Below are 23,936 nucleotides of genomic sequence, written 5' to 3' on the forward strand. Positions count from 1 at the left end.
GTGGCGGCCGGCGGGCGCGGGGCCGACGCTGCGTTCGCGGCGGGTGCGGCCTGGCGCGTGCCCGTCGCCGGCGGCTCCGGATTCATGATGCTCACCGGCGGCGTCGACGAGGCGCTCGGGAACTCAGCGTTGGTCGGCTTGCCCGTCGGCATCGACGGCGGCAGCGCGGCAAGCGCACCTGCGGCCGGCACGGCCGATGCTGCCGCTGCGGGCGCGTTCCAGGTGGGCACATAGCGCGCGACCAGCATGTCGTAGAGATGGGAGTCCATGTTGGCGACGACCTGCTGCTGGTCGGTCAGCGAGCGGAAGGCGGCGCAATCGAACCGGGTGCAGCCGTCGCGGGCGATCAGCACCTGCGCGACGAGGCCGTAGCGATCGCGTTCCAGTGCCTTGCGCACCACCTTCATGTCCAGCGTCAGGCTCTTGTCGACGGTCGCGGCATCGCCGAGCGCGGTCAGCCGGTCGATCCTGACGGCGGTGTAGGAGACGGCGGCGGCCACCGCATCCGGCGAGCCGAACAGCGCCTTCTCGCAGCCAACGGCCACCGCATCGCCGGCGAGATCGTCGAGGCAGGACAGCGCCGGCAGGCTCGCGATAAAACCGGCCTGTGCGCGCGCCTCCGCTGGTGCTGCCTGCCCGGCCGGCCCATAGGCGCGCACCGTGGCAGCCACCGCGATGGCAATGGCAAGCAGCGTAATGACGGTCAGCGCGCCGTTGGCGAGCGATCTCTCGGCGCGCAGCAGCGTGACCAGGAGTATGAATCCGAAGAAGCCGGCAGCCGCCAGCGTCATCCACATCGGAAAGGCCGACGAGCGCCAGATTTCGTCGAGCGACGAGGCCCAAGCCCAGTTCATGCGCGACGTCCCCTCACGCGAGCAACGAGCGAATGGTCAAAGCGAGCACCGCGAGTCGGCAACTGCCCCCGGCCCACCTTGTGAAGGTGAAGCGGGCCTTTTGACGGCGAGCGGAGCAAATTCGTCCGCGACATCAATGGGCGGTGGCGGCGCTTCAGGAGAGCGCGAGCTGACTTTCCTTGGCGACCCGTTCGAAGGCCTCGGTCGAGCTCTTGATCCGGTACTGGCAGTCGTCGCCTTCCGTCGGCAGCAGGCGGATGATTTCGTACGAGCCGCTGGCAGCCGGGCGCGCAACGTTGCTGGCCGTGAACAATACGCGCGTTCCAACGGGGAATTTGTGCTTCAACACCCTCTCCATTACTCAAACAACGCCTGCCTCGCCCATGGTCCCACTGCGATGGCCGGCCGGAAACCCAGCAAGCTATATAGCACGCATGCGGCGTTTTTGGCCAGCCTCATCCGAGCATGGCAACACACCAATCTTGAAGTCTTTTCAGGACGATAACGGGAACAACGGGCCACGGTAAATACCGATGGAACCGGGCCTCAGGCGGTATGGGGCAAATGACCCTGCGGGCTCGCCTGATCCACCGCCTTGGGCAGCTCCTGGGCCAGGATCTGGCCCAGCTGGTCGACCGGGATGTTGTAGCGCGCTGCCAGCTGGCGGACGGTGTCGTTGCCGAGCACGGTGCGGAGCTGGTCGGCCGAGATCGGCAGGTTCTGGCCGTTGCCGAGCCAGGATTTGACCTGGTCACCGAACCCGGCCTGCTGAAGCTTGGCGACGATCGCGCTGAGGCCGCCCTGATTGTTGCTGCCGAGCACCTCGCTCAAGACGGCCGGCAGCACGGCGGCGCCGAGCTGGCCGAGCGCGCTGCGGAGCGCGGGGTTGTTTTCCAGCGAGTCCAGGATTCCCATGGCGTGCCCTCTCCCAAGCCGCAGCTCCAGCACGATTGAGCGCCGCCGGCTGGCGTATCGTCAAGCAGCGCCCGATCACTTTCGCGATTACGCGTCCTCGAACTTCGCGATGACAAGCGTCTCGGCAAGCCCCTCGCGGGTCCATTCCTCGAATGCCGGCAGCGCCATCATCGTTTCCATGTACGCTTTGGTATCCGGCGCGACGTCGATCGCATAGGTGCGGAAGCGGTGCACGACCGGGGCATACATCGCATCCGCCGCGCCGAAGCGGCCGAACAGGAACGGTCCCTTGGCACTGTGGCGCGACCGGCACTCGCGCCAGATCTCCTCGATGCGCGCAACGTTGGCCTTCGCATCGGCCGACAGCGTCACGGGGCGGATCGGCCGGTGCAGGTTCATGCCGCATTCGCTGCGCAGGGGCACGAAGCCGGAATGCATCTCGGCGCACACCGAACGGGCATGGGCGCGAGCGGCGGCATCATCGGGCCACAGCTTCACTTCCGGGTAGCGCTCGGCGATGTATTCGATGATCGCGAGTGAATCCCACACCGTGGTGTCGCCGTCGACCAGCACGGGCACCTTGCCGGCGCGGCTGAAGGACAGGATCTGCTCCTTGTCCGCGGGGTTCTCCGTGTAGAGCGGGATCAAGGTCTCCACGAACGGGATGTCGTTGGCGCGCAGCGCGAGCCAGGGCCGCATCGACCATGACGAGTAGTTCTTGTTGCCGATGGCAAGTTTTAGTGCAGCCATGTCACTGTCCTTCCCGAGTCCTCTGGATGCGGCTGCTTTTAGCGCCATCTCCTGCCGTCAATCAATCGTTGCTGCGCCCGGCCTTGCGTGGCAATCGTTGCGATGCTCGCGAGGAGAGAGACATGAGCAGGCATTGGGTCGACATCACCGCCGTCGGCTTCTTCATCGTCGAATGGCTGGTCTATGCCCTGACCCTGGAACATTCGGCCTATGGCCGCGACAGCCTGTCGGCGCGCATGAACCGTTATCGCGAGGTCTGGGTGCGCCGGCTGCTCGACCGCGAGACGCGTATGGTCGACATGCAGATCATGGCCTCGCTCCAGAACGGCACCGCCTTCTTCGCCTCCACCAGCCTCATCGCACTCGGCGGCGCACTGGCGCTGCTGCACGCCACCAACGACGCCATCACGATCCTGAGCAAGCTGCCGGTCGACCTCAGCACCTCGCCCGCAATGTGGGAACTGAAATGCGTCGGTCTCGTGCTGATCTGCGTCTACGCCTTCTTCAAGTTCGCCTGGGCCTATCGCCTGTTCAACTATGTCGCCATCCTGTTCGGCGGCATGCCGCCGGCGACCCAGCGCGACACGCCAGCGGCCGAAGCCCATGTCATCCGCACCACGCGCCTGTTCGAATCCGCCGGCCGTCATTTCAACCGCGGCCAGCGCGCCTTCTTCTTCGCGCTCGGCTATCTCGGCTGGTTCGTCAGCCCCTGGGTGCTGTTCGTGACCACGGCAGCCGTGGTGATCGTGACCTGGCGAAGGCAGTTCGCCTCGAGCGCATGGTCGGCGATGGCGCCGGAAGTGGTGGCGGGTGGTGAGGCGATGAGGAAACGGGGACCTCAGGGGTGAAGCGAGAGAGGCGGCATACTCTCTCCACATCGTCATTGCGAGCGCAGCGAAGCAATCCAGAGTCTTTCCGCGGCGGCAGTCTGGATTGCTTCGCTGCGCTCGCAATGACGGAGGATGAGGTATGGGCTGGCTCTCCAGATGACACTGTCATTCCCCGCGAACGCGGGGAATCCAGTACGCCGCAGCTTCTCGGCTCCATCACAACCGCCTCTGGAATACTGGATCGCCCGCCTTCGCGGGCGATGACAGCGAGTGTGTGGTTACAGACACGCCTTCCCGTTCTCGCGGCGCAATTCGCCCGAGCTTTGCTTTGTCTCTCCACCCTCTAAACCAAGAGGGCGCAGGGAAGGCCGGGTGCTGACCTGGCACCCGCGGTCTGCTGCGCAAAAAGCACACGCAGGAAGAACCGCACAGCAGCATACAGGTGTAGCCAATCACTCGGCCTTCCCTGCGCAGTGGTTGGACGGCTTATGCCGAGCTCTCCCGGGAGCCGAGTTCGTTCTGGCCTCCCTCGCCTTCGCGGAATTCACCGGCACCGCGCCGGTTGACGCGACTGCCGCCTCCGCAAGAGCTTGACCGTAGCAACGACGGCCAGGACCACACGGTTTTGCCGTACGCACGGCTCGCCATTTCGCCGCGGTTTTTCCAGCCCTGTCGACGGAGCCGGAAACCTGCTGGCGAGACGAACCTGACAGCGCCGCTCGTCTGGCACGAAGCCTGGGGCTCACGGAGAGCAATCCGCCCTGCCCCCACGCCTCTCGTGCCCGACGCTGCCGCGTCCACCGCAAGCCCGGCTCGCGAAAATGACGACCACATGATCGCCCCTCAAGGATGAGCCGGGATGGGCGACACATACGCCATTTCCGAATTTCGGTAAAGTGGAATATTTTTGGGAAGGAGGCTTGCGCGCGGATAGCCGCGAGGCAACTTATCCCCCGCCAAAATCCCGCGGCGAGAACGGCAAGTCCAACACCTTCCATTCCTCGTATTTGTCGGCCGGCAGCATCTTGTACGGCTGGCAGGCCTGAAGCGCGCTCGTCGCCGACTTCACGATAGCCACGCCCTTCGCGGATGGCGGGGCTTCGATCAGGATCGGCGGGCGCGCCAGCGTGCCGTCGGTGGCGAGCACCGTGCGCAGCTTGATGTGGACGGTGTCGGTCGGGTCGACCCCGGCCGGCAGTTTTGCGCAGCTTCTCAAGTGCCGACGAAACTCGGCGATGACCTCGGGTGGAAGCTTCGCGCCGATCGAATCCCTGGCATCGCCGCCGTCGCCCTTGGGTGCGTCTTTCGGCTCGATCGGCAGTTCGGGCGGCAGGCCCAGCATGACGCCGTATTTGAGGGTGACGTCGGGCTCGGGAGCCTGATAGGCCGGAGGTGCGGCCTGCGGCTGTTGTGGCGGCGGCTGCGGCTGCGCGGTGGTCTCACGCTGCTTCGGCGCCTGTGAGGGGGGCGGCTGTTTCTGCTGCGGCGGCTGCTCCGATTCGGGCCGCGCCTTCTGCTGCGATGATTGCGACGCGGCCTGCTGCTTGGCGGCCGGCTTCGCCGCTGGATCCGCCTTTTCGGTGACATCCGGTTTCGGCAGTCTCAGCTCGGGCATCGGCTCCGGCGGCTTTTTCTCCGCTTCTTCCTTGGCCTTCTCCTCGGCTTTGGCCTCCTCCTGCTTCACCTCCTCCGGCGTGACGATGTCGACCGACACAGTTTCCGGCAGCTGGCTGCGAAACGGATGGACCTCGCTGATCACGATGATCAGCGCCACCAGCGTCAGATGCGCGACCGCCGACGCCGCAATGTCCGTCCGTATGATCTTCCGCAGTTCCATCGCCCGATCTTGGGTTGCCGCCCTGCTCCTAAAGCGCGATGAAGTCAGGATCAACCGTCATCGCGCTTTAGGCTCTTGTTCGAGCATGATCTTATCGGAAAACCGCTTCGCGCTTTTCCGGATCATGCTGGGCATACGGCAGCCCGCCCTCAATCCCATTTTGGCGCGAAGCCATAGTCGGTCAGGCGGCCCTTGGGATTGGCCAGAGCGGCGATCCGGGCCATCTCCTCGTCCGAGAGCTCAAAATCGAAGATCTCGATGTTCTCCGACAGACGCTCGACGCGTGAGGTGCGCGGGATCGCGGTGACGTTCTGTTGCACGAGCCAGCGCAGGCAGACCTGCGCCGGCGTCTTGCGATGCGTCCGCCCGATCTCGGCCAGTATCTGGTCGGTCTTGATGCGGCCCCTGGCGATCGGGCTGTAGGCGACCAGCGCGAGCCCATGCTGGTCGCAGGCCGTCCTCACCTTGGCCTGGTCGAGATAAGGGTGAAATTCGACCTGGTTGCAGACGAGCGGCTCCGGCGACAGCGCGACCGCCTGCTCGATCAGCGCCACCGTGAAATTGGAGACGCCGATGTGGCGCGTCAGGCCCATTTGCCTGGCATGCGACAGCGCGCCAAGCGTCTCCGCCAGCGGCACGTGCGAATTGGGCCAGTGCAGCAGCAACAGATCGACGGAGGGAAGCCGCAGGCGCGCAAGGCTCTCCTTTACCGACCGTTCGAGGTCGTTGGGCGCGAAATGGTTGGTCCAGACCTTGGTGGTGAGGAAGACGTCGTCGCGACGCACGCCGGAGGCGCGCACGCCGTCGCCGACCTCGCGCTCATTGTCATAGACCTGTGCGGTGTCGATGTGGCGATAGCCGAGCCGCAGCGCCTGCTCGACCACGCGCGCACATGGTCGCCCGCTCAGTTCCCAGGTCCCGAGCCCGAGCGCCGGGATCCTTGCGCCATTGGCCTCGACGAACAGCATGAGGAATCCTCTCTGTTGCGGTCGCCCCAGGACTCATCACAAGCATCAGCCACGCGCCATTATGGACCTCGCCCGTGACACTGCCAACGGAAGCCGGAGCGATCGGGCCGGTTATTCAGCGCAATGCTAACGGGAGGTTCGCGGCTCAGGCCTTGTCGTCAGGCCTTGGCGAGCGCCTGGAACACGGTGTCGGGCGCATGCGCGATCACGGCGAGCAGCGCGCGGGCCGGTCCCCGCGGGGCGCGCTTGCCCTGCTCCCAGTTGCGGATGGTCTCGACGGGAACGCCGAGCTTGGCCGCGAACTCCATCTGGGTCAGGCAGGCGCGGCGGCGCAGGTCGCGCACCGCGAGCGAGCCGGTGTCGGCCGGTGCGGCATTCGCCGCCGGCTGGACCGGAAACTCCTGCCCGTCCCGCAACTCGACGATCCGTCCGTCCGCCTTCAGCCGCAACCGCATATCCATTCCCCCAAGCGCGGGCGATGATGCGTCAGGTCGCTTAAGTTCGGATTAAAGATGATGGCGGGAGCGCGCTCTGGGCACCGGAGTGAGGCGGCCCCCGCTGCCTACCCCGTCATTGCGAGGAGCTCTTGCGACGAAGCAATCCAGAGACTTTCCGCGGAGGGATTCTGGATTGCTTCGCGGAGCCTGTCATCGGGCCGCGCTTTGCGCGGACCCGTTGGCTCGCAATGACGGGGAGAGAGGAGCGCCCCAAACTCGCCCCTACCTCAACCCGAACCACAAGGTCGCAATCCCCAGGAAGGAGAAGAAGCCGACCACATCGGTCACCGTCGTCACGAACGTCCCCGACGCCACCGCCGGATCGGCCCGGACACGTTCGAGCGCCATCGGGATCAGGATGCCGCCAAGCGCGCCGGCGACGAGGTTGCAGATGATCGCAAGCCCGATGACGATGCCGAGGCCCGGGATCTTGAACCAGGCCACCGCGGCGATGCCCGTGATCACGGCAAAGGCGAGCCCGTTGACGAGGCCGACCAGGCCTTCGCGCATCACCACGCGCCAGGCATTGGAGGAGCCGAGCTCGCGGGTCGCGAGCGCGCGCACCGCGACCGTCATGGTCTGGGTCGCGGCGTTGCCGCCCTGGCTCGCCACGATCGGCGCGAGCACCGCGAGCGCGACCATTTTCTCCAGCTGGCCCTCGAACAGGCCGAGCACGGAGGACGCCAGGAAGGCGGTGGCGAGGTTGACCAGCAGCCAGTTGAACCGGGCGCGCGCAATGGTGAACACGGTGTCGGAGAGTTCTTCGTCGCTGGTGACGCCGCCGAGCGCCTTGAGGTCTTCGGCCGCCTCTTCCTCGATGACGTCGACGACGTCGTCCACGGTGATGACGCCGACCAGGCGGTCCTGGGTGTCGAGCACGGGCGCTGCGACGAGGTTGTACTTGCCGAACATCCGCGCCACCTCCTCCTGGTCCTCCAGGACGGAGACACGGCGGCGATCCTCGTCGGTCAGCTCGGCAAGCGCCACCGGGCGGCGGGCGCGGAGCAGGACGTCGAGCGAGACCGCGCCCTGCCAGTGCTGGTCCTTGTCGACGACATAGATCTCGTAGAAGCGGTCGGGCAGATCCGGCGTCTCGCGCATGTAGTCGATCGCCTGCCCCACGGTGAAATCCTGGGGCACGGCGATGAACTCGGTCTGCATCCGGCGACCGGCAGAATTTTCCGGATACAGCAGGCTGCGCTCGAGCGCGACGCGCTCGCGCAAGGGCAGCTTCTCGAGGATCTCCTCCTGCTCGTCCTCGTCGAGCGTCTCCAGCAGCTCGACCGCGTCGTCGGATTCGAGTTCGCGGACACCTTCCGCGACCGTCTCCGGCGGCAGCTCATCGAGGATCTCCTCGCGGACGCTCTCGTCGACTTCGTTCAGCGCCGAAAAGTCGAAGTCGCGGCCGGTGAGCTCGACCAGGCGGACGCGGTCGTCGGGCTCCAATGCGCCGATCAGGTCGCCGAGATCGGCCTCGTGCAGCTCGGCAACGCAGGCGCGCAGCGCCGCACTGTCGCCGGCCGCGATCGCACGGGCAATTTCCTCGACGAATTCGTGACGAATTTCGCCGTCTTCATTGCGCATCGGCACGTGGTCGAGTACCGAGGCCTCGGCGGATGGGGCACCGTCCATATGTTCGTCCATGGCGCGCCTCGCCGTTTGACAGGTTGGAACGAGTGGTATGAGCTGATGGTTCAGGCAATACCCACAAGGCAACTCCGAGCGCAATGGCAAAGATGCTTCGACTGAGGTGGACATCGATGTCGGCGGGTGCGGTGCTCGCGGCCCTCGCCGGCGTCGCCTCGGCTGAGGCCGCCGAGTGCCCGCGCAAGGATGCGCTCGGCACCTCGCGCGTCCTGAGCGTCGACGCCAAGGCCACGCCGCGCGTGGGATTGAAGAGCTTTCCGCAGACGCTGCCGCTTGCCGATCGCGAGGTCGTGCTGACCTTCGACGACGGCCCGCATCCGCCGACGACGTCGAAGGTGCTGGCGGCGCTGGCGCTGGAATGCGCGCGCGCGACCTTCTTCCTGATCGGCCAGCACGCCTCCGAACACCCTGACATGGTCAAGCGCATCGCGCGCGAGGGCCACACCATCGGCCACCACACCTGGTCGCACCCGTTCATGGCGCGGATCCCGTTCGACAAGGCCACGGCCGAGATCGACCGCGGCATCGCCGCCGACGAGATGGCGCTGCACGGGACCTCGACCACGACGCCCTCGACGCCGTTCTTCCGCTTCCCCTATTTCGAGTCGACGCAAGCCGAGCTCGACCTGCTCCAGTCGCGCGGCATCGTCGTGTTCGGGGCCGATCTCTGGGCCAGCGACTGGGAGGAGATAACGCCGGAGCAGGAACTGAAGCTGGTCACCGAGCGCCTCGCCGCCGCCGGCAAGGGTATCATCCTCTTCCACGATCCCAAGGCGCGCACGGCTGCGATCATGCCGGCCTTCCTGCGGTATCTGAAGGAGAACGGCTATCGGGTGGTTCACATCGTCCCGGCGGGAGCAGCGCAGAAGAATGCCGACACGCGCTGATGCCGGAATGTCACGGCAGCGCAAAATGGGGTGATTTGGGCCCTATTAACACTCTGTTCATGATACGCCATGCAAGTATTGAGGCGGGCGCGTCATGGGAAAAGTTCTGGTGCCTGAACCGTTTCCTGATGTCTCCGACCTACTATGGCGGCAATCGCGTATGAGGGCAGACGGGTTTCATGATCGGAAGTAGCGTTGTTGTTCGGACGCGATCGTGGATCGTCCTCTGTTTGGGCTTGCTGACCGTTGGCACACCGGCGGCCTTTGCAGCTGACTGCCCCGGCCACCCGGATGCGCTCGGGACCTCCCGCACCCTCGTGGTCGATCCGCACGAGCATCCGCGCATCGGCACGATGCAGTACCGCGAGACGCTGCCGCTGAAGGACCACGAGGTCGTCCTGACCTTCGACGACGGTCCGCTGCCGAAATATTCCAACCAGGTGCTCCAGATCCTCGCCGACGAGTGTATCAAGGCGACCTTCTTCATCATCGGCGGCCAGGCCAAGGCGAACCCGGAAGGGGTGCGCAAGCTGGTGGCGGCGGGCCACACCGTCGGCACGCACAGCATGAACCATCCGCTGACGTTCGACCGGATGGGAATCGAAAAATTCGAGCCCGAGATCAACGGCGGCATCGAATGGACGTCGGCCGCGATGACCGATCCGTCCAAGCTCGCGCCGTTCTTCCGCATCCCCGGCCTGATGCGCGCCGAGGGCGTCGAGAACTACCTGATCTCGCGCGGCATCCAGGTCTGGAGCGCCGATTTCCCGGCCGACGACTGGCGGCATGTGTCGTCGGATCGCGTCTACCAGCTTGCGATCCAGCGGCTGGAGGCCAAGGGCAAGGGCATCCTGCTGCTGCACGACATCCAGGCCCGCACGGTGGCGGCGCTGCCCAAGATCATCCGCGACCTGAAGGCGCGCGGCTATCGCATCGTGCATGTGGTGCCTGCGACCGCGGAGCGGCCGGCGACGCCGACCACACCGGTGGAATGGCTGCTGCATCCGCCGACCGAGACCGTGCCGATCGCACGCTGGCCGGCCGTACCGAACTTCGTGTTCACGCAGACCCAGACGCTTTCGGCGCCATCGCTTGCCGATCTCGATGCGCAGACCGGGCATCAGCCGCTGCTGCCGCGCCGGACCATGGCGCAGGCGAATGTCGCCGCCACCCTGCCCGTGCCCGACCGCGATCTGTTCGCGATTCCCGAGGGCTCGGTCGAGGTCTTGCTGTCCACGACGTTGTCACGGCGTGCCGCGACACGGCTGGCAATGGCGGCCGAGACGCCCCGTGTGGCCAAGGGCAAGGCTGCCAAGTCGCAGGCACACCGAACCGCCCACGCTGCGCACGGCGCACCGAAGCATGCCGCGCAGACCAAGGGCACGGTCGCCAGGAACACTGCCCCCAAGAGCGCTGCTCCCAAGGGCACTGCCCAGGGCGCCGCGCCGCGTCCAACCCGCGTGGCCAGCCTGAAGAAGCGCGCGCAGTAAGCTCTACTGCCGCATGATGTTGGCGACGCAGAGCAGCACGATCAGCGCCAGGAAAAACAGGTCCATATAGGACTTGAGCTCGCCGTCGCGGCGCAGCCGCGCAACGTCGACCACGATCTGCTTGCGCGTCGAGGTTCCGCCCGAGCCGTCGTTGATCGGGGCCTGAAGGCGCTTGGTCTCGGCTTCCAGCTTCTCGATCTTCTGGAAGAAGTAGAACGCACGCAGCGTCGAGGCCGCGCGCATGCCGGTATAGACCAGCACCAGGATCGCGACGATCGCCCGGTTTTGATATTTCTCCAGGAAGTTGAGGCTGAAATAGACCATCGCCATGAACGCGAAGTTGGTCACGAAGCGGTAGACGAAGCTTAGAAAGACCATACTGGCTCCAGCCCAGAGAAGACGCGCAAGCGGGTCGTGCTGCGAATTCGGGGATATGGGACCCAGGCCGGAACAGCCGGCCTGAATGCCGCGCAGGCCCGTCTACGCCAACTTGGTTTCAACAAAGATACTATCCGCCCACAACTCGCCGCCTTTTAGCCACGCGCGGCCATAATGCAAGCCGGGCCACGACGGCCGGCCTGTTCCGTACGCGGGTGTCCGCAACGCTCAATGGCGATTTGGCAGAAGTCGCGATAGACTGGGATCGCCGCCACACGTGGGGTCTGCCGATGCCGAAGAAGGGAATCACGGGCCACGACGACTGGGTTCTGACCGAGGCCCTCGCGACCGCGCTGGTCGCGCTGGAGCAGCTCGAGCCGAAGCACCAGCCAAGCGCGCATATGGACGACATCCGCAAGATGCTCTCCAGCGGCAAGGAGCCCGCGGCGGTGAGCCTGCACCTCGCCCAGGCCAAATGCCGCCTGTTTCCGGAGTCGGACCCGCTTCAGATCTACAAGGAATACGGGATCGGCGAGGAATATGGCTGAAGGGGGCGGGTCATCACCCTACTCCCGCCAGAACTCCGCCAATTCTTCCGCGGTCACCAGATCGACCTGGCCGTGGAAGCGGGTGCGATACATGGTCATCAGCGCATCGTGCCCGACATTGGACGAGCTGCACAGCGCGTCCCCGACGATGACGACCCTGAAGCCGAGATCGACTGCGCTGAGGACCGTCGACAGAACGCAGACATCCGTCTCCGCCCCCGTGATCACCACCGTCCCGACGTTCTTTTCGAGCAACAGGCCCGCAAGCGCAGGATTGCTGAATGCGGAATAGGCCGGCTTGTCGATGACAGCGGCTGGAGGAACGAACCGGCTCAGGACCGGCACGAGATCGAGCGCGGATGGCGGCAAGTGCCTGCGGGTCGCCTGGCTCCAGTGACGAAAATAGCTCCGCCACTGTCCGGGACGATCTTCCGGATCCTGCGGGGTCATGAAGCGCGTGAAGATCGTTCTGGCCTGGCGGCGGGAAACGATGGAGACGATCGCCGGCAGCACCCGTTCCATCCATGGCGTCGCCCAGAGACCGCCAGGAGCGAAGATGTTCTGCATGTCGATGCAGAGGTGAACCGCATCTCGGATGTCGGCAATTTCAGACGCACTTTCCCTCATCGTCCTCCACCGTCAGACGCATGGCCGCGCGACGGCATCTCCGCGGCGAGCTCATCGGCTGCAATGCGCGTCCGACAGCCATCGTTCCGCGGTCATCCGCGGTGGCGAAGCCCCGCCACCAGTGCACGCCATCACGCCGGCGAATCGTGGGATCGATCGACGGCGTCAGCGGAATCATGAGGAAGATCGCCGCGTTCGATCGGACGGCTCACGCGACGGCTCCGACCGACGCAAGCTGCGCGCGGAAGAGGACCGGCGTGGTGCCAGTCCCGGGCCTACATCAGAAAAACTTCAGGGATTTCAAAGCCAAATCCGGCCTTGTGGTGCGCTCGGAGGGCGGTCGCATTTGATGCGATTTCAATGGGTTATCACGATCCTTTCCAGCATAAGGTGCATTTCAAACCCAAAAGCACCTTTGAAGAGATGCCGTTTTGAAATCGTCCCCAAGGCCACCCGTGCGAGTCTGCAGAGAGGACGACCTCTGGCTTGCGTCGCTCCGCCGGATCCGCCCACCGGCCTAGCCCCCTCACGTTGCGGCAAGGCTGGCCGCAGCCGCATCCAGACGTCGCTGCGCCGTCTCAAGTCTCGCCTTCTGCTCGTACCACCACGTCTGCTGGGTCGTGAAACGCTCCTTGCTGGCCTCGATGCTACGAAGAACCTCGGACGGCGCGGGTCCACCACTCACACGCCGGATGGCCACGTTGGCTGCGGGCGACAACGCCTGCCGGAGAGAGTTTTCGGACAGGCCCGACGGATGCCCAAAACGCTCCTCGGCAATCCGGTCCAGTAGTTGAATCGTGAGATCTGTAGAGTTTGCTCCCTGAGCGTACAACTCGCTCACAGCGGAGCCGACGACTATATGGGCCTCCCGGAAAGAGATTTCAGTCTCTCGAACCATCACATCGGCCAACTCGGTCACAGTGGAGAAGTTCTCAGCCGCCCGCTTATCCGCGACATCGCCCTTGATCTTCAGGGAGCGAAGCGTCGCCGTCGTCAGACATAGGACCGCCTCAGCTTCTTTGAGACCCTCGCGCAATGGATGTACCGATTCGAGAGAAATGTCGCGCAAATGGCCATACGGAACACCTTTCTGCGCAGCAAGTGACGCGGTGGTGGCGCCGATGAGATGAGATGATTTACTTCGAATATGCTCGAGCGTTATCGGGTTCTTCTTTTGAGGCATGATACTCGATGTCGTAGCGACGTCGTCACCGATTTCGAGCCAACCAAACTCATCCGTCCCCCACGTGTATAAGTCTTGTGCCAGCCTGCTCAGGTTGACGGCCAGTATCGCTAATGCCGCCAGAATTTGCGGAACGTAGTCTCGGCTCGCCACCGCATCGATCGAGTTTTCCACCAGGTCCGAAAATCCTGTGAGTTCCGCAAGCATCTGTCGGTCGATCGGAAAGCCCGTCGTATTGAATGCGCAAGCTCCTAATGGGCAACGGTTCACTACTTCATAACTTTGCTGCAACCGAAGTTCGTCCCTTTCCAAGGCGTGAGCGACCGCGTGAAAGTAGTGGCCCAAGGTAGTAGGTTGCGCTGGCTGCATATGAGTATAGCCGGTCACAATCGTACTGGCGTGAGCCTCGGCCAAGAGGAGCAATTCCTCACGCAACGAATGCAGAAGCGTCGCAAGCGAAAGCAACTGGCTGCGCGCGGACATGCGCGTCAAGGCTGCCCCTAGATCGTTACGGCTTCTTCCGGTATGCATCTGCCCGCCGATCGCGGGTCCAACCTTTTTGATAATATGCGCCTCGAGGTTATAATAAGCTTCTTCGAGCGCTGGATCCCATGTGACCTCGGCCGGACCGGCACCACGGACATCTTCAAGAACGCGGATCAGCGTTCTTGCGGTCTCTTGCTTGATAATCCTTCGCGCCGCCAACATCACCACATGTGCGCGATTTAGATCCATTATCGCTTCGAAGGAAGCGTTGCTACCAGCATCGAGCCTGGGACGTATGAGATAGTCCACCACGACCTTTGACGGCGGCAGCTTGACACGCTCTCTCATATTTAGAGTCTCCTGTACGACAAGGATGAATTACTGAGGTTAGGCGGTCTGGCACGATGACGCGCACTTGCGCGTTCAGCATGACGGGTCTTTCGACCCGAGTTGGCGCAGAGACGACGGTGCGGAGCTTCTCCGCTGACCTTCGTCATCCCTTTGGTGTCCCCCCCAGGAGGACGGACGCAATCGCGTAAGCCACGAGAACTGACGAGACTGTCGAGACCAGCCCCGGCACTAGAAAGCTGTGGTTAAAGATGAATTTTCCAATTTTCGTCGTGCCTGTCCGGTCGATCGATACCGAGCCGATCACCGCTCCAGTGGCTGGAATAATGTTGACGGCTGATGCAGCATGAAAGAACCCCACCATGTGACCTGCGCTGATACCCAGCGTTAGTCCCAACGGACCGAGGGCCCGGATCGCCGCTCCCTGGCTTAGGACCAGAGCTGCCATCGCCATCAGAGCCAAGCCGAATAGATGGGGATAAGACCTGACGAGTTGTCCGAGCGTATCGACTAGCAAGGCTCGGTTCGCGCTGAAAAAGGTATCGACCATCCATGCAATGCCGAAGATTGCTACCACCGCCACCAGGCCGGTTCTAAAGATCGAGCTATTGACGATCTTCTCAGTCTTGATCCTCAGCAGGATTGTCGTGAGGAATGCAAAGCTCAGCATGATCATTTCTAGCGCGTTAGGCATCGAGAGCCTGACAATCTCGTCTTTGACAGCCCACGACGGCAGAAACATCGGCATCGATCCGAAAGTGACGATGCTCACAACCGCGACCGCAAAGAAGACAACCGAGAGCTTGGCTTCGTAAGCTACTGTGCGGGCCCTCGTCTCTCTCGGCGGCGCTATCTCTCCAGCTGCCAGCCTTCGTTGAAACTCTGGATCCTTGTCGAGCTCAAACCCGCGTCGGTAGACCGACAATGCCCCAACTAGCACGCCGAGCAGCCCGGCCGGGACACAGACCAGCAGAATCTGGCCGATGGTGATTCCTTCTGGACTGACCAGCGCGATCAAGACGGCAGTTGCTGCGCTCATGGGGCTTGCCGTGACTCCCTGCGACGCCGCTACCGTAGCTATGGACAGAGGGCGCTCGGGCCTGACTCTTGCGTCGTACGCGACTTCCACGATGACGGGGTACAAGGAAAACGCGACGTAAGCCGTGCCGCAGAACAACGAGAGGCAATAGGTAACCACGGGAGCTATTAGGGTAATTCTTGCCGGATTCTTGCGAAGAATCTTTTCGGCCAGATCAACAAGGTAGTCCAATCCACCCGCCGCATGCATCGTCGAAACCATCGTGATGACAGCCAGGATGATCAGCATAACGTCGATCGGTGGAGACGTCGGCTGCAACCCGAAACAGAAGACAAGGATCAGCAAGCCGAAGCCGCCGGCCAATCCGATCCCAATTCCGCTTAATCTTGCGCCAACAAAGATGCAGCAGAGAACGACGGCGAATTCGATAAGCCACATTAGACGAGTCCAACCCTGCGTGGCGACTTAAGCCGGCTCATCTCGTTTTCAATTTCAACAGTTGAGTGTCCGAATGAAATCATTGCCGCACCTCCACCATTCCCGACACTCGGGTGCTTTCAAAATCGCCGATCAGAATTTCGACGTCTATTTTCCATCGTCCGGCCATTGGCAGCGTTAGATCCGTTATCAGCCAAGTACCGTCAGGCTGCTGAGAGGCTTGGCGCTCAATCGGCTCAATACTGGCTGCCGGGTTCGCTGCCATAAGGCGGACCTCTTTAGCCTTCAGGACGTCGCCTTCACCGGTCATAGTATCGATCGAGGCCGTGACCGGGCCGACTCGTCCAGGCATGATCGATACGTCGACCATGGCTTTCTCCGAATGAATGTGGATATGCGCAGGCGCCACCTTGGCTGCGGTTAACGCTCGCGGCGGAACAGTGAAGCGCCAGACAGCTGCCACCGCCAAGATTGCCAAAACAAGTACAACCTCAATCTTGATCGACCTGGTTAGCGATCCTGTGGCTTCGAAATGTCCAGCTTCTGCTAGAGGCGTGAAACGGTAACGGTTTACGATGGCCAGGCCAAAAAGCCCCGCCAGCATTGCGAGCTTGATGAGAAGAACGCGCCCGTAACTGGTCGTCCACAGAGCAGTTGGTGTCTCTACCTGAATAATTGCGAGCAGACTGCCAGCGATAACAAGAAGAGCTACGAAAAAGGGTATAGCGCGCGAGAACCGCCGCAGGGCATCAACCGAACCGGGGTCGCGGCGGGATAACACTACGGCCAGAGGAATAAGGGCACCGGTCCAGAAGGCAATCGCGATAGCGTGGACGAAAACGGCAGAGCGGGTCAGCCATTGCGGTGAAGCTGCGCTCGCGTGGCCGCTCGCTGCGAGGGCGGCGCCGACGCCAAGGACGGCGAGAGAAGCCAGCACGTTACCGAGACCCTTATGACGGACGAGTAGGGACGCCAAGCCGACCATGAAGGTTGCCGCGGCTATGATTGCTGTTAGACCGAATGAGGTGTGGAGGCCTGCAGTCCACGGCGCGAACTTACCGATCTCGCCCAGCGGCACTCCTAGTACGTCTAGTCCCTGAAGGCCGAGAGAGGAGATCGCTGCCAGTAAGCCGACGACCATCAACCAACCAGCTATACGCTCCGCGGCGGACGGTAGTGGCGACACCCCGAAATTATAGGCCAATGCACCGACACCGAAGAAGAGTCCTAGATAGAGCGCCACTTTAGCGAACCAGATCGCGGTTACGACGGGTCCATCAGCCTTGGCCTCGTTAGTCAACGGCGTAGCCGTCGGCGCCCCAATCGAGAATAGAACTGAACCGCTGACCGGATGGCCGTCCTCCGAAATGACACGCCAACTCAAAACATGCGTTCCGTCGCGGAGGCCAGCTGGAGGTGTGACAACGAGAGTCTTATCGCGCAGAGCAGAGCGTTCAAGTATCGACGCCGAACCATCCGGGCCGATCAGTTTCAGCGTAATCGGAGAAACCGGTTCGGTGAAAGCCAAGGTCAGCTCCGACGGCTGCCCGGCAACGATCGCTCCGTCCCTCGGAGAGGTGGAAACAAGCGCAGCATGCGCCAATGCCTGGCCCGCGCCCGTGACTGTCAGGAGCAACACGACGAGCAGGCGCGAGAACCATGCGACAAAGGCCATCACCAAGCTCCGGGCGACGGATGCTGCACTGCCGGAACGCTACTTCTTGGAATGAGTTGTACGGCTGGAGCGGGGAACTTGAACTCGTCGCTTGACGTATCGTTCGTCGGCACTTCAATCCAGCGAGAGATGCCCTTCTCGCACTCCTGGACGACTCGTACATAGAGCTTGGTACCGGGTTGCAGGTCCGACGTGAGATAGGCGCGGAAGATGAATTCATCGTAGTTTTCGTCGAGCAGTCTTCCGCTCCAGGCAATTTCCTTCACACCTTCGCTGATCGGCGTTCCGAAATAGTCAAAGGTTTGACCGTACTTGCCGTTCACAGTTTCAAGTGTCCAACCGGCTTTTGGCTGCGGCTTGACAGCGATGACTCCGTTCGGGATTTGGACCCGGAGCTTAAGCGTCGGAGAGCCAGCGCAGCCGTGGGGGACTATTACAACAGCTCTGTAGGCTGATCCGACGATCGCTTGCTGCGGCTCGAGGGTGACATGAGCCGATGCTGCCGTGATCCCCAATAGACCGAAGCCGACAGCTGCAAAGATGGATTGCAACGCGGTTATTCTGCTGGAAGACGCATGGGCCGCCACGTGGCTCTCCGGTCGTGGCGTGTGCAACAGCTTCATTTTTTCCCCTCAAGGTTGTCCGACAGATTTGCGTTCGGCCGGATTGGACTCGATGGACCACCCGTGCTCGATCGGGCAGTATGTGACTGCCTACCAAGGTGTTTCGTAGGCTTCAAATTCATAAGCACCTGTCGTAAATACAAAAATGTTATGGTGGAGCGCTCGTGAGGATAAACAGTCGGCAGGTTGAAGCTTTCCGAGCGGTGATGCTGACCGGCGCGATGACCGCCGCGGCCGAAACGCTGCACATCACTCAACCGGCCGTGAGCCGTTTGATCCGCGATCTTGAATACGTGCTTGACCTAACGCTCTTCCATCGTCGGGGAAATCAAGTCGTTCCAACTGCTGAAGCGAACGATCTATTGGCCGAAGTCGAGCGCACATTCCTCGGGCTGGACCGTTTAACGGCCCATGCCGAGAATCTGCGAAATAAGCGTTCCGGATCGCTCCGCATTGCCGCTATGCCTGCAATGGCGATCCATTTCCTGCCCCACTTTATTGCTGACTTCTGCCGAAACCGTCCGGACGTCGACATTCAGCTCGACGGGATCCCCTCACACTCGGTCGTAGAGCGGGTCGCCGGCGGCCGCTATGACATCGGTGTGTGTATGGCATCGGCGGAGCGATCCTCCGTAAGCTTTTCCAGCATCACGGCATCGGCTGTTGTCGTATTACCGAACGGTCATAGGCTCACAAAATGTACGGCAATTCGAGCCTCGGATTTGGTCAACGAATCTATCATCATGCTTGGATCGGGCAGCGATCTTCGACATGGCGTCGAAACAGCGCTTAGATCGATTCAATATCGGCGGATGATTGTAGCTTCTCTATCTACAAGCGCGTGCTCGCTGGTTCTGGCAGGCGCGGGCGTGACAATCGTCGACCCTTTCAGCGCCCGCGATTTTTTGGGACGTGGAGTCGCGATCCGCCCATTCAAGCCGAGCATCGACGTTGGCTACCGTGTCGTGCACTCGCAACACCGCCCGCTATCGCGCTTGGCCAAGCAGTTCATGGAAGACCTTCTGGCCTATGTCGCGCTCTTTCTCTCCCAGAAGCCTACTCGGCGGCGTTAGCGCGCTACCACTCAGCGCACTGCGTACCAACGCGGTAGGCAGCTGGATCTAGTTAGAGAACTCAAGTGCAACCGCGCTCAGGCGTTTCTGCACTCGCCGCTTCCCGATATGACGCGACGGTTCGACATCGGCTCGACCGACAACCCAACGGTCCGAAAATGCCCGCGCATTACATCGCTCAGGCGAATCGAGAGAAGTTCGGCGTCAGCGGCATGGAAAAGATCGTCGCGTTCGATCAGAGCCGATCACTCGACGACGTTCTACGGGCAGCCGAAGCGAACAACCTGCGAACGCCGCACGGGAACGGAGGAACATTCCCGGGGTGGCACCCGGAAAAAAAGCCTAATCATTTCAATAGGAATGTGGGCTTATGGTGCGCTCGGAGGGACTCGAACCCCCACGATTTTACTCACTGCCACCTCAAGGCAGCGCGTCTACCAGTTCCGCCACGAGCGCTTTGGGGATGCCGGCTTAAGGCTTGAGGCCTGCCGGATCAACGGCGCCGATCTAACAAATCCATCAGAGGGGTACAAGCCTGCAAAGGCCCCGAATTCCACAAGCTTGGGAAGAAAGTTCCGCCCTGCCCCGGTCCGGCCCTATCGGGTGCCCGCGACCGCCTGTCCCGGCCGCGGCCGCCTGCCCTGGCCGCTACCGCGTGCCGGCGGTGCGCGGCAGCATCTGCTTGACTTCGACCGCGATCCGGTTGCGGTCGACCAGCACGACGCCGGAGGCGACCGGCAGGTTGTTGGCCAAAACCTTGACCTCGTCGGCCTCGGTTGCGTCCAGCTCGATGATGGCGCCGCGGGAAAGACGTAATACCTGATGGATCGGCATGGTGGTCGTCCCGAGGACGACCATGAGATCCACGGTGACTTTATCGAGAGTGGGCACTGTCAGGACCGCCGCAACTTGAGACTGGCATTTGCACCTGCAATCATCACCACGTTATGGTTAGCCAATGGTTAATTCGCCGCACAACCCCCGCCAAGACCAGCGTCAAGACCTCGATTTGACGTCGTTTTCCGCCTCCGCGGGCACGCCCGTGGAGTGGCGGATCTCGGACGCGCCGGTGCCCTATCCGGAGGCCGTGGCCGCCATGGAGGCGCGGGTCGCCGCGATCGCGGCCGGCGAGGCGCCGGAGCTGGTCTGGCTGCTCGAACACCCCCCGCTCTACACCTCCGGCACCTCGGGCAAGGAATCCGACCTGCTCGATTCCCGATTCCCGGTCTTTACCACCGGGCGCGGCGGGCAGCTGACCTATCATGGGCCCGGCCAGCGGGTGGCCTACGTCATGCTCGACCTCAAGCGGCGCCGGCCGGACGTGCGGGCCTATGTCGCGAGCCTGGAGGAATTGATCCTGAAGACGCTCGCCGCCTTCAACGTCCGCGGCGAGCGGCGCGAGGACCGGGTCGGCGTCTGGGTGAAGCGCCCCGACAAGGGGTCCGAGCACGAAGACAAGATCGCGGCGATCGGCGTCCGGCTGAAGCGCTGGGTCTCGTTCCACGGCATCGCCATCAATGTCGAGCCGGAGCTTGCGCATTTCGCCGGCATCGTCCCCTGCGGTGTCACTGACGCGCGCTACGGCGTCACCTCGCTGGTCGATCTCGGCCAGCTCGTGACGATGGCCGATGTCGACGTCGCGCTTCGGCAAGCGTTCGAAGAGCTGTTCGGGCCGACGAAGGCGCTGGTGCCGGAAGCGGCGAGCTAGGCTTTGTCCTCGCGGCCGTGCAGCGCGATCGCGCGCGAGGGGATGCGCCTGTGTGTTCCGGGAGCTACAGTGCCCGAAATAGCGGTGCGAATCGTGGCAGCACGGCGCGCCGCGAGCTCGCCAGTGTTGTACCGCTCGCGCCACTCCTCATATAATTCCCGCTGCAATGACAGGTAAGGGCATGGTCGGTCGTACCCGGCGGCCATGTTGGGAATAATCGGTGACCGGTTTTTCGGGGAGCCCCATCGGCTTCCGCTCTTCTGTACGCGCTGGTCGAACCAATATCATCACGTCCGCCCGGCAGAGTTCATCGCCTATCGCTCGACATCGCTTGGTCTGGATCGCGAGTGCCGCTCTCGCGACCGTGATGTCGTCAGCTGCAATGGCGCAGTCGACCTGGACTGGGGCAACCTCTACAGATTGGTTCGATGCGACGAACTGGACCGCGGGGGTCCCCAGTGCGGTGACTCTCGTCACGGTGGACACGACGACGCCCAACCCGGCGGTCATCAATGGCACCGCGAACTCAGCCGCAGCAACCATGGGATCGTCGACAAGTCAGGGACTGATCACCGCCACTGGCGCCGGCACAACCTGGTCGATCAACGGCATCACCGACTTTCGCAACGGCACACTCTCCATCGAGAATGGAGCTGCAGTCAGCTCCAACAACGTCGCCAACGCCATCGGCACAGCGGGTGCAACCGTCAATCTGATCGTGGACGGACCGGGTTCAAGTTTCACGAGCAGCTTTGACATGAGACTCGGAGGCATCAATAGCACTGCTAACCTCATCATCCGCAACGGCGGGACTGTCACCACGAATGGCACCGCTGATTTCGTGGTCGCCGCTAGCGCAATTCAGCCGATGGGGACAGCGACGGCGCTGGTTTCAGGTGCGGGGTCTTCGTGGACAGTTACAGGCGCGATGCAAATCGGCGCCTTGGGGCACGGCAAATTAACGATCGAAGATGGAGGGTTCGTACAATCGGGCGGCGCAATGCTCGGCGTGAATGGCGTCGGCGGACACACGACTGGCGACGTTCTGGTGACGGGAGCATCTTCTGCCTGGAGCATTAGCGGTGCACTTCTGGTCGGCAATCAGGGCGACGGAACACTGACATTGCGGAATGGAGGCCAGGTCACCGCAACATCAGCTTCGGTAGCCGGCCAGACGGGCTCCTTGTCGAAGATCGTCATCGGCGGAGATCCCGGCACAGCGGCCGCCGCGCCGGGCACACTAAATGTGCCCACCGTTACGTTCGGCGCAGGCACGGGATCGGTCGTCTTCAATCACACATCGAACAGCTACGCATTCGCGCCCACGATCACAGGCGCAGGTAGCGTTGAGGTGGAGAACGGAACGACGATCCTGAGCGCCACCAACACCTACACTGGCGCGACGACGATCAGTGGCGGCACGCTGAGCGTGACTGGCGCCATCACCAGCAGCGACGTGACGGTCAACGGCGGCACACTCAACGTGACAGGCTCGGTATCCGATTCGACGGTCAACGCGGGAGGTCTGCTGACCGGCACCGGATCGGTCGGCGACACGACGGTCAATTCGGGCGGCACTTTCGCGCCCGGCACCATCAACGTTCCCGGCACCTCGATGACGGTTGCCGGCAATCTGGCCTTCGCGTCCGGTGCGCGCTACGCCGTCTATCTCAATCCCTCGACGGCCTCTTTTGCGACGATAACCGGCTCGGCCCAGCTTGGCGGCGCAACCGTCGACGCCAACCTCGCCAATGGCGGCTATGTCTTCAAGAAGTACATCATTCTGACCGCAAGCGGCGGCGTCACCGGCAGTTTCGGTTCCGTCAACACCAACCTGCCGTCTACCTTCAAGGCGGCTTTGAGCTATGACGCCAACGATGCGTTCCTGACCCTCTCGCTCGCTCTTGCTGCGCCGGGGAACAACGGCAACCAGCAAGCGGTCGGCAACGCGATCTCAAATTACTTCAATAGCGGTGGCAGCATTCCCCTGACATTTGGTGGATTGACGGCCGCAGGCCTGACGCAAGCATCAGGCGAGAGCGCGACCGGATCGCAGCAGAGCACGTTCACCGCCATGAGTCAGTTCATGGGCCTGCTCACCGATCCCCCCGCGGGACGAGGCAATGGCATCAACGGCGCAAGCTCGCCGACGGGCTACGCGGCAGAGAGCGACCAAGCGAGCGCGTATGCCGCGCGCAGGAAGACTGATGCCTTCGCGATGCTCACCAAGGCGCCGACGACGACCTTCGTGCAGCGCTGGAGCGTGTGGGCCGCGGGTTATGGCGGCTCGCAATCGACGACCGGCAATGCGGTCGTCGGCTCGAACGACACCACCAGCCGCATCTTTGGAACGGCGGTCGGTGCGGACTATCTGTTTTCGCCGAACACGCTGGCGGGCTTCGCATTGGCCGGCGGCGGGACGAGCTTCAGCGTGAACAATCTCGGCAGCGGCCGATCCGACCTCTTCCAGGCCGGCGCTTACGTCCGCCATACCGCGGGCAGCGCCTACATCACCGCTGCTCTCGCCTACGGCTGGCAGAGCATCTCCACCGACCGCAGCGTGACGGTAGCAGGAATCGATCATCTTCGCGCGGCATTCGACGCGAACGCCTATTCCGGACGCCTCGAAGGCGGTCATCGCTTCGTTGCGCCATGGGTGGGCGGCGTCGGAATCACACCCTACGCGGCCGGCCAGTTTACGACCTTCGACCTGCCGGCCTACGCCGAGAGCGTGGTGACGGGCACGCAGAACTTTGCGCTGGCCTACGCTGCGAAGAGCGTCACCGACCTGCGCAGCGAACTCGGCCTTCGCACGACAAGTCCTTCGCTGCCGCGAATGGCATACTGACTGTTCGCAGCCGCCTGGCCTGGGCGCATGATTTCAACCCGGATCGCTCGATCGCAGCGACGTTCCAGTCGTTGCCCGGCACGAGTTTCGTCGTCAATGGCGCGGCGCAAGCTTCCGATTCAGCCCTGACCACAGCCTCGATCGAGATGAAATGGCTAAATGGCTGGTCGGCAGCGGCGACGTTTGAAGGCGAGTTCTCCAACGTCACCAGCTCCTACGCCGGTAAGGGTAGCGTGCGCTATACTTGGTAAGGACGGCGGCAGGGACAGGATCACGAGCACTCAACT

23 protein-coding genes and 1 tRNA gene are annotated in these 23,936 nt (G+C 62.8%); 8 read left to right on the forward strand and 16 right to left on the reverse strand.

The window, feature by feature from the left end:
- From XI08_RS12265 to XI08_RS12280, 4 genes are all read right to left on the reverse strand, one after another.
- On the reverse strand, positions 1-854 hold an 854-nt coding region (locus XI08_RS12265; RefSeq protein WP_271574578.1), incomplete at its 3' end, for a hypothetical protein.
- A 154-nt stretch (positions 855-1,008) separates the two neighbouring features.
- Entirely contained in the window at positions 1,009-1,212 is a 204-nt protein-coding gene (locus XI08_RS12270; protein ID WP_011087923.1) for a hypothetical protein, read from the reverse strand.
- A gap of 188 nt (positions 1,213-1,400) precedes the next feature.
- The gene (locus XI08_RS12275) at positions 1,401-1,769 is read right to left on the reverse strand and encodes a YidB family protein (protein WP_271574579.1); all 369 of its coding nucleotides are present in this window, start codon (positions 1,767-1,769) and stop codon (positions 1,401-1,403) included.
- Positions 1,770-1,856: 87 nt separating this feature from the next.
- On the reverse strand, positions 1,857-2,519 hold the full coding sequence (locus tag XI08_RS12280) for a glutathione S-transferase family protein (RefSeq protein ID WP_271574580.1): 663 nt from the start codon (positions 2,517-2,519) through the stop codon (positions 1,857-1,859).
- Between the two features lie 122 nt (positions 2,520-2,641).
- Here XI08_RS12280 and XI08_RS12285 point away from each other — a divergent pair, with 122 nt between their 5' ends.
- Positions 2,642-3,367 carry a DUF599 domain-containing protein gene (locus XI08_RS12285; RefSeq protein WP_271574581.1) on the forward strand — a complete coding sequence of 242 codons (726 nt, stop codon included), beginning with the start codon at positions 2,642-2,644 and terminating at the stop codon, positions 3,365-3,367.
- 928 nt (positions 3,368-4,295) lie between these two features.
- Here the strand turns inward: XI08_RS12285 and XI08_RS12290 are convergent.
- From XI08_RS12290 to mgtE, 4 genes are all read right to left on the reverse strand, one after another.
- Positions 4,296-5,186, reverse strand: a complete 891-nt coding sequence (locus XI08_RS12290; RefSeq protein WP_027549333.1) for a hypothetical protein — start codon at positions 5,184-5,186, stop codon at positions 4,296-4,298.
- Positions 5,187-5,335: 149 nt separating this feature from the next.
- Positions 5,336-6,154: an aldo/keto reductase gene (locus XI08_RS12295; protein WP_271574582.1), complete on the reverse strand. Its 819-nt coding sequence runs from the start codon at positions 6,152-6,154 to the stop codon at positions 5,336-5,338.
- 158 nt (positions 6,155-6,312) lie between these two features.
- On the reverse strand, positions 6,313-6,615 hold the full coding sequence (locus XI08_RS12300) for a helix-turn-helix domain-containing protein (RefSeq protein WP_135177294.1): 303 nt from the start codon (positions 6,613-6,615) through the stop codon (positions 6,313-6,315).
- Between the two features lie 258 nt (positions 6,616-6,873).
- Positions 6,874-8,295: a magnesium transporter gene (gene mgtE, locus XI08_RS12305; RefSeq protein WP_271574583.1), complete on the reverse strand. Its 1,422-nt coding sequence runs from the start codon at positions 8,293-8,295 to the stop codon at positions 6,874-6,876.
- A 116-nt stretch (positions 8,296-8,411) separates the two neighbouring features.
- Between mgtE and XI08_RS12310 the strand changes: the two genes are divergently transcribed.
- Together XI08_RS12310 and XI08_RS12315 are read left to right on the forward strand one after the other, a co-directional pair.
- Positions 8,412-9,185 (forward strand): polysaccharide deacetylase family protein, encoded by a 774-nt coding sequence (locus XI08_RS12310; protein WP_271574584.1) that lies wholly within the window; start codon positions 8,412-8,414, stop codon positions 9,183-9,185.
- A 179-nt stretch (positions 9,186-9,364) separates the two neighbouring features.
- Positions 9,365-10,675, forward strand: coding sequence for a polysaccharide deacetylase family protein (locus tag XI08_RS12315; protein WP_271574585.1), 1,311 nt, complete (start codon positions 9,365-9,367; stop codon positions 10,673-10,675).
- A 3-nt stretch (positions 10,676-10,678) separates the two neighbouring features.
- Here the strand turns inward: XI08_RS12315 and XI08_RS12320 are convergent, their stop codons facing one another.
- The gene (locus tag XI08_RS12320; RefSeq protein WP_027549327.1) at positions 10,679-11,053 is read right to left on the reverse strand and encodes a hypothetical protein; all 375 of its coding nucleotides are present in this window, start codon (positions 11,051-11,053) and stop codon (positions 10,679-10,681) included.
- Between the two features lie 290 nt (positions 11,054-11,343).
- Between XI08_RS12320 and XI08_RS12325 the strand changes: the two genes are divergently transcribed.
- Positions 11,344-11,601, forward strand: a complete 258-nt coding sequence (locus tag XI08_RS12325) for a hypothetical protein (RefSeq protein ID WP_027549326.1) — start codon at positions 11,344-11,346, stop codon at positions 11,599-11,601.
- A gap of 18 nt (positions 11,602-11,619) precedes the next feature.
- Here the strand turns inward: XI08_RS12325 and XI08_RS12330 are convergent, their stop codons facing one another.
- The 5 genes from XI08_RS12330 to XI08_RS12350 form a co-directional block, all read right to left on the reverse strand.
- Positions 11,620-12,228, reverse strand: a complete 609-nt coding sequence (locus XI08_RS12330) for a cysteine hydrolase family protein (protein WP_271574586.1) — start codon at positions 12,226-12,228, stop codon at positions 11,620-11,622.
- A gap of 526 nt (positions 12,229-12,754) precedes the next feature.
- Positions 12,755-14,245, reverse strand: a complete 1,491-nt coding sequence (gene argH, locus XI08_RS12335; protein ID WP_271574587.1) for an argininosuccinate lyase — start codon at positions 14,243-14,245, stop codon at positions 12,755-12,757.
- Between the two features lie 145 nt (positions 14,246-14,390).
- On the reverse strand, positions 14,391-15,722 hold the full coding sequence (locus XI08_RS12340) for an anaerobic C4-dicarboxylate transporter family protein (RefSeq protein WP_271574588.1): 1,332 nt from the start codon (positions 15,720-15,722) through the stop codon (positions 14,391-14,393).
- A gap of 79 nt (positions 15,723-15,801) precedes the next feature.
- Positions 15,802-17,397: a copper resistance CopC/CopD family protein gene (locus XI08_RS12345; protein ID WP_271574589.1), complete on the reverse strand. Its 1,596-nt coding sequence runs from the start codon at positions 17,395-17,397 to the stop codon at positions 15,802-15,804.
- Positions 17,397-18,020, reverse strand: coding sequence for a YcnI family copper-binding membrane protein (locus XI08_RS12350; RefSeq protein ID WP_271574590.1), 624 nt, complete (start codon positions 18,018-18,020; stop codon positions 17,397-17,399). Before XI08_RS12350 ends, XI08_RS12345 begins: the two co-directional genes overlap by 1 nt.
- 164 nt (positions 18,021-18,184) lie before the next feature.
- Between XI08_RS12350 and XI08_RS12355 the strand changes: the two genes are divergently transcribed.
- Positions 18,185-19,093 carry a LysR substrate-binding domain-containing protein gene (locus tag XI08_RS12355; RefSeq protein ID WP_271574591.1) on the forward strand — a complete coding sequence of 303 codons (909 nt, stop codon included), beginning with the start codon at positions 18,185-18,187 and terminating at the stop codon, positions 19,091-19,093.
- A gap of 371 nt (positions 19,094-19,464) precedes the next feature.
- Here XI08_RS12355 and XI08_RS12360 read toward each other — a convergent pair.
- Both XI08_RS12360 and XI08_RS12365 read right to left on the reverse strand, forming a co-directional pair.
- A tRNA-Leu gene (locus XI08_RS12360) sits at positions 19,465-19,549 on the reverse strand.
- A gap of 192 nt (positions 19,550-19,741) precedes the next feature.
- A complete protein-coding gene (locus XI08_RS12365; protein ID WP_035714832.1) occupies positions 19,742-19,984 on the reverse strand; it encodes a FliM/FliN family flagellar motor switch protein in 243 nt (80 codons plus the stop codon).
- 67 nt (positions 19,985-20,051) lie between these two features.
- Between XI08_RS12365 and lipB the strand changes: the two genes are divergently transcribed.
- The 3 genes from lipB to XI08_RS46010 all read left to right on the forward strand — a co-directional run bounded on the left by lipB (position 20,052) and on the right by XI08_RS46010 (position 23,900).
- Positions 20,052-20,801, forward strand: coding sequence for a lipoyl(octanoyl) transferase LipB (gene lipB, locus XI08_RS12370; RefSeq protein ID WP_271574592.1), 750 nt, complete (start codon positions 20,052-20,054; stop codon positions 20,799-20,801).
- Between the two features lie 220 nt (positions 20,802-21,021).
- Complete coding sequence (locus XI08_RS12375) at positions 21,022-23,649, forward strand: autotransporter outer membrane beta-barrel domain-containing protein (RefSeq protein ID WP_333927198.1); 2,628 nt, start codon at positions 21,022-21,024, stop codon at positions 23,647-23,649.
- Between the two features lie 14 nt (positions 23,650-23,663).
- Complete coding sequence (locus XI08_RS46010) at positions 23,664-23,900, forward strand: autotransporter outer membrane beta-barrel domain-containing protein (RefSeq protein WP_333927200.1); 237 nt, start codon at positions 23,664-23,666, stop codon at positions 23,898-23,900.
- The last annotated feature ends 36 nt before the right edge of the window (positions 23,901-23,936 follow it).

This window comes from Bradyrhizobium sp. CCBAU 11361 (assembly GCF_028128935.1).
GTDB classification, from domain to species: Bacteria; Pseudomonadota; Alphaproteobacteria; order Rhizobiales; family Xanthobacteraceae; genus Bradyrhizobium; species Bradyrhizobium niftali.

Coding starts and splice junctions, on each gene's coding strand:
- XI08_RS12290 (WP_027549333.1), bottom strand. CDS start 5,186: ATGGAACTGCGGAAGATCATACGGACGGACATTGCGGCGTCGGCGGTC.
- argH (WP_271574587.1), bottom strand. CDS start 14,245: ATGAGAGAGCGTGTCAAGCTGCCGCCGTCAAAGGTCGTGGTGGACTAT.
- XI08_RS12350 (WP_271574590.1), bottom strand. CDS start 18,020: ATGAAGCTGTTGCACACGCCACGACCGGAGAGCCACGTGGCGGCCCAT.
- XI08_RS12345 (WP_271574589.1), bottom strand. CDS start 17,397: ATGGCCTTTGTCGCATGGTTCTCGCGCCTGCTCGTCGTGTTGCTCCTG.
- mgtE (WP_271574583.1), bottom strand. CDS start 8,295: ATGGACGAACATATGGACGGTGCCCCATCCGCCGAGGCCTCGGTACTC.
- lipB (WP_271574592.1), top strand. CDS start 20,052: ATGGTTAATTCGCCGCACAACCCCCGCCAAGACCAGCGTCAAGACCTC.
- XI08_RS12270 (WP_011087923.1), bottom strand. CDS start 1,212: ATGGAGAGGGTGTTGAAGCACAAATTCCCCGTTGGAACGCGCGTATTG.
- XI08_RS12340 (WP_271574588.1), bottom strand. CDS start 15,722: ATGTGGCTTATCGAATTCGCCGTCGTTCTCTGCTGCATCTTTGTTGGC.
- XI08_RS12300 (WP_135177294.1), bottom strand. CDS start 6,615: ATGGATATGCGGTTGCGGCTGAAGGCGGACGGACGGATCGTCGAGTTG.
- XI08_RS12275 (WP_271574579.1), bottom strand. CDS start 1,769: ATGGGAATCCTGGACTCGCTGGAAAACAACCCCGCGCTCCGCAGCGCG.
- XI08_RS12310 (WP_271574584.1), top strand. CDS start 8,412: ATGTCGGCGGGTGCGGTGCTCGCGGCCCTCGCCGGCGTCGCCTCGGCT.
- XI08_RS12320 (WP_027549327.1), bottom strand. CDS start 11,053: ATGGTCTTTCTAAGCTTCGTCTACCGCTTCGTGACCAACTTCGCGTTC.
- XI08_RS12295 (WP_271574582.1), bottom strand. CDS start 6,154: ATGCTGTTCGTCGAGGCCAATGGCGCAAGGATCCCGGCGCTCGGGCTC.
- XI08_RS12285 (WP_271574581.1), top strand. CDS start 2,642: ATGAGCAGGCATTGGGTCGACATCACCGCCGTCGGCTTCTTCATCGTC.
- XI08_RS12330 (WP_271574586.1), bottom strand. CDS start 12,228: ATGAGGGAAAGTGCGTCTGAAATTGCCGACATCCGAGATGCGGTTCAC.
- XI08_RS12280 (WP_271574580.1), bottom strand. CDS start 2,519: ATGGCTGCACTAAAACTTGCCATCGGCAACAAGAACTACTCGTCATGG.
- XI08_RS12315 (WP_271574585.1), top strand. CDS start 9,365: ATGATCGGAAGTAGCGTTGTTGTTCGGACGCGATCGTGGATCGTCCTC.
- XI08_RS12325 (WP_027549326.1), top strand. CDS start 11,344: ATGCCGAAGAAGGGAATCACGGGCCACGACGACTGGGTTCTGACCGAG.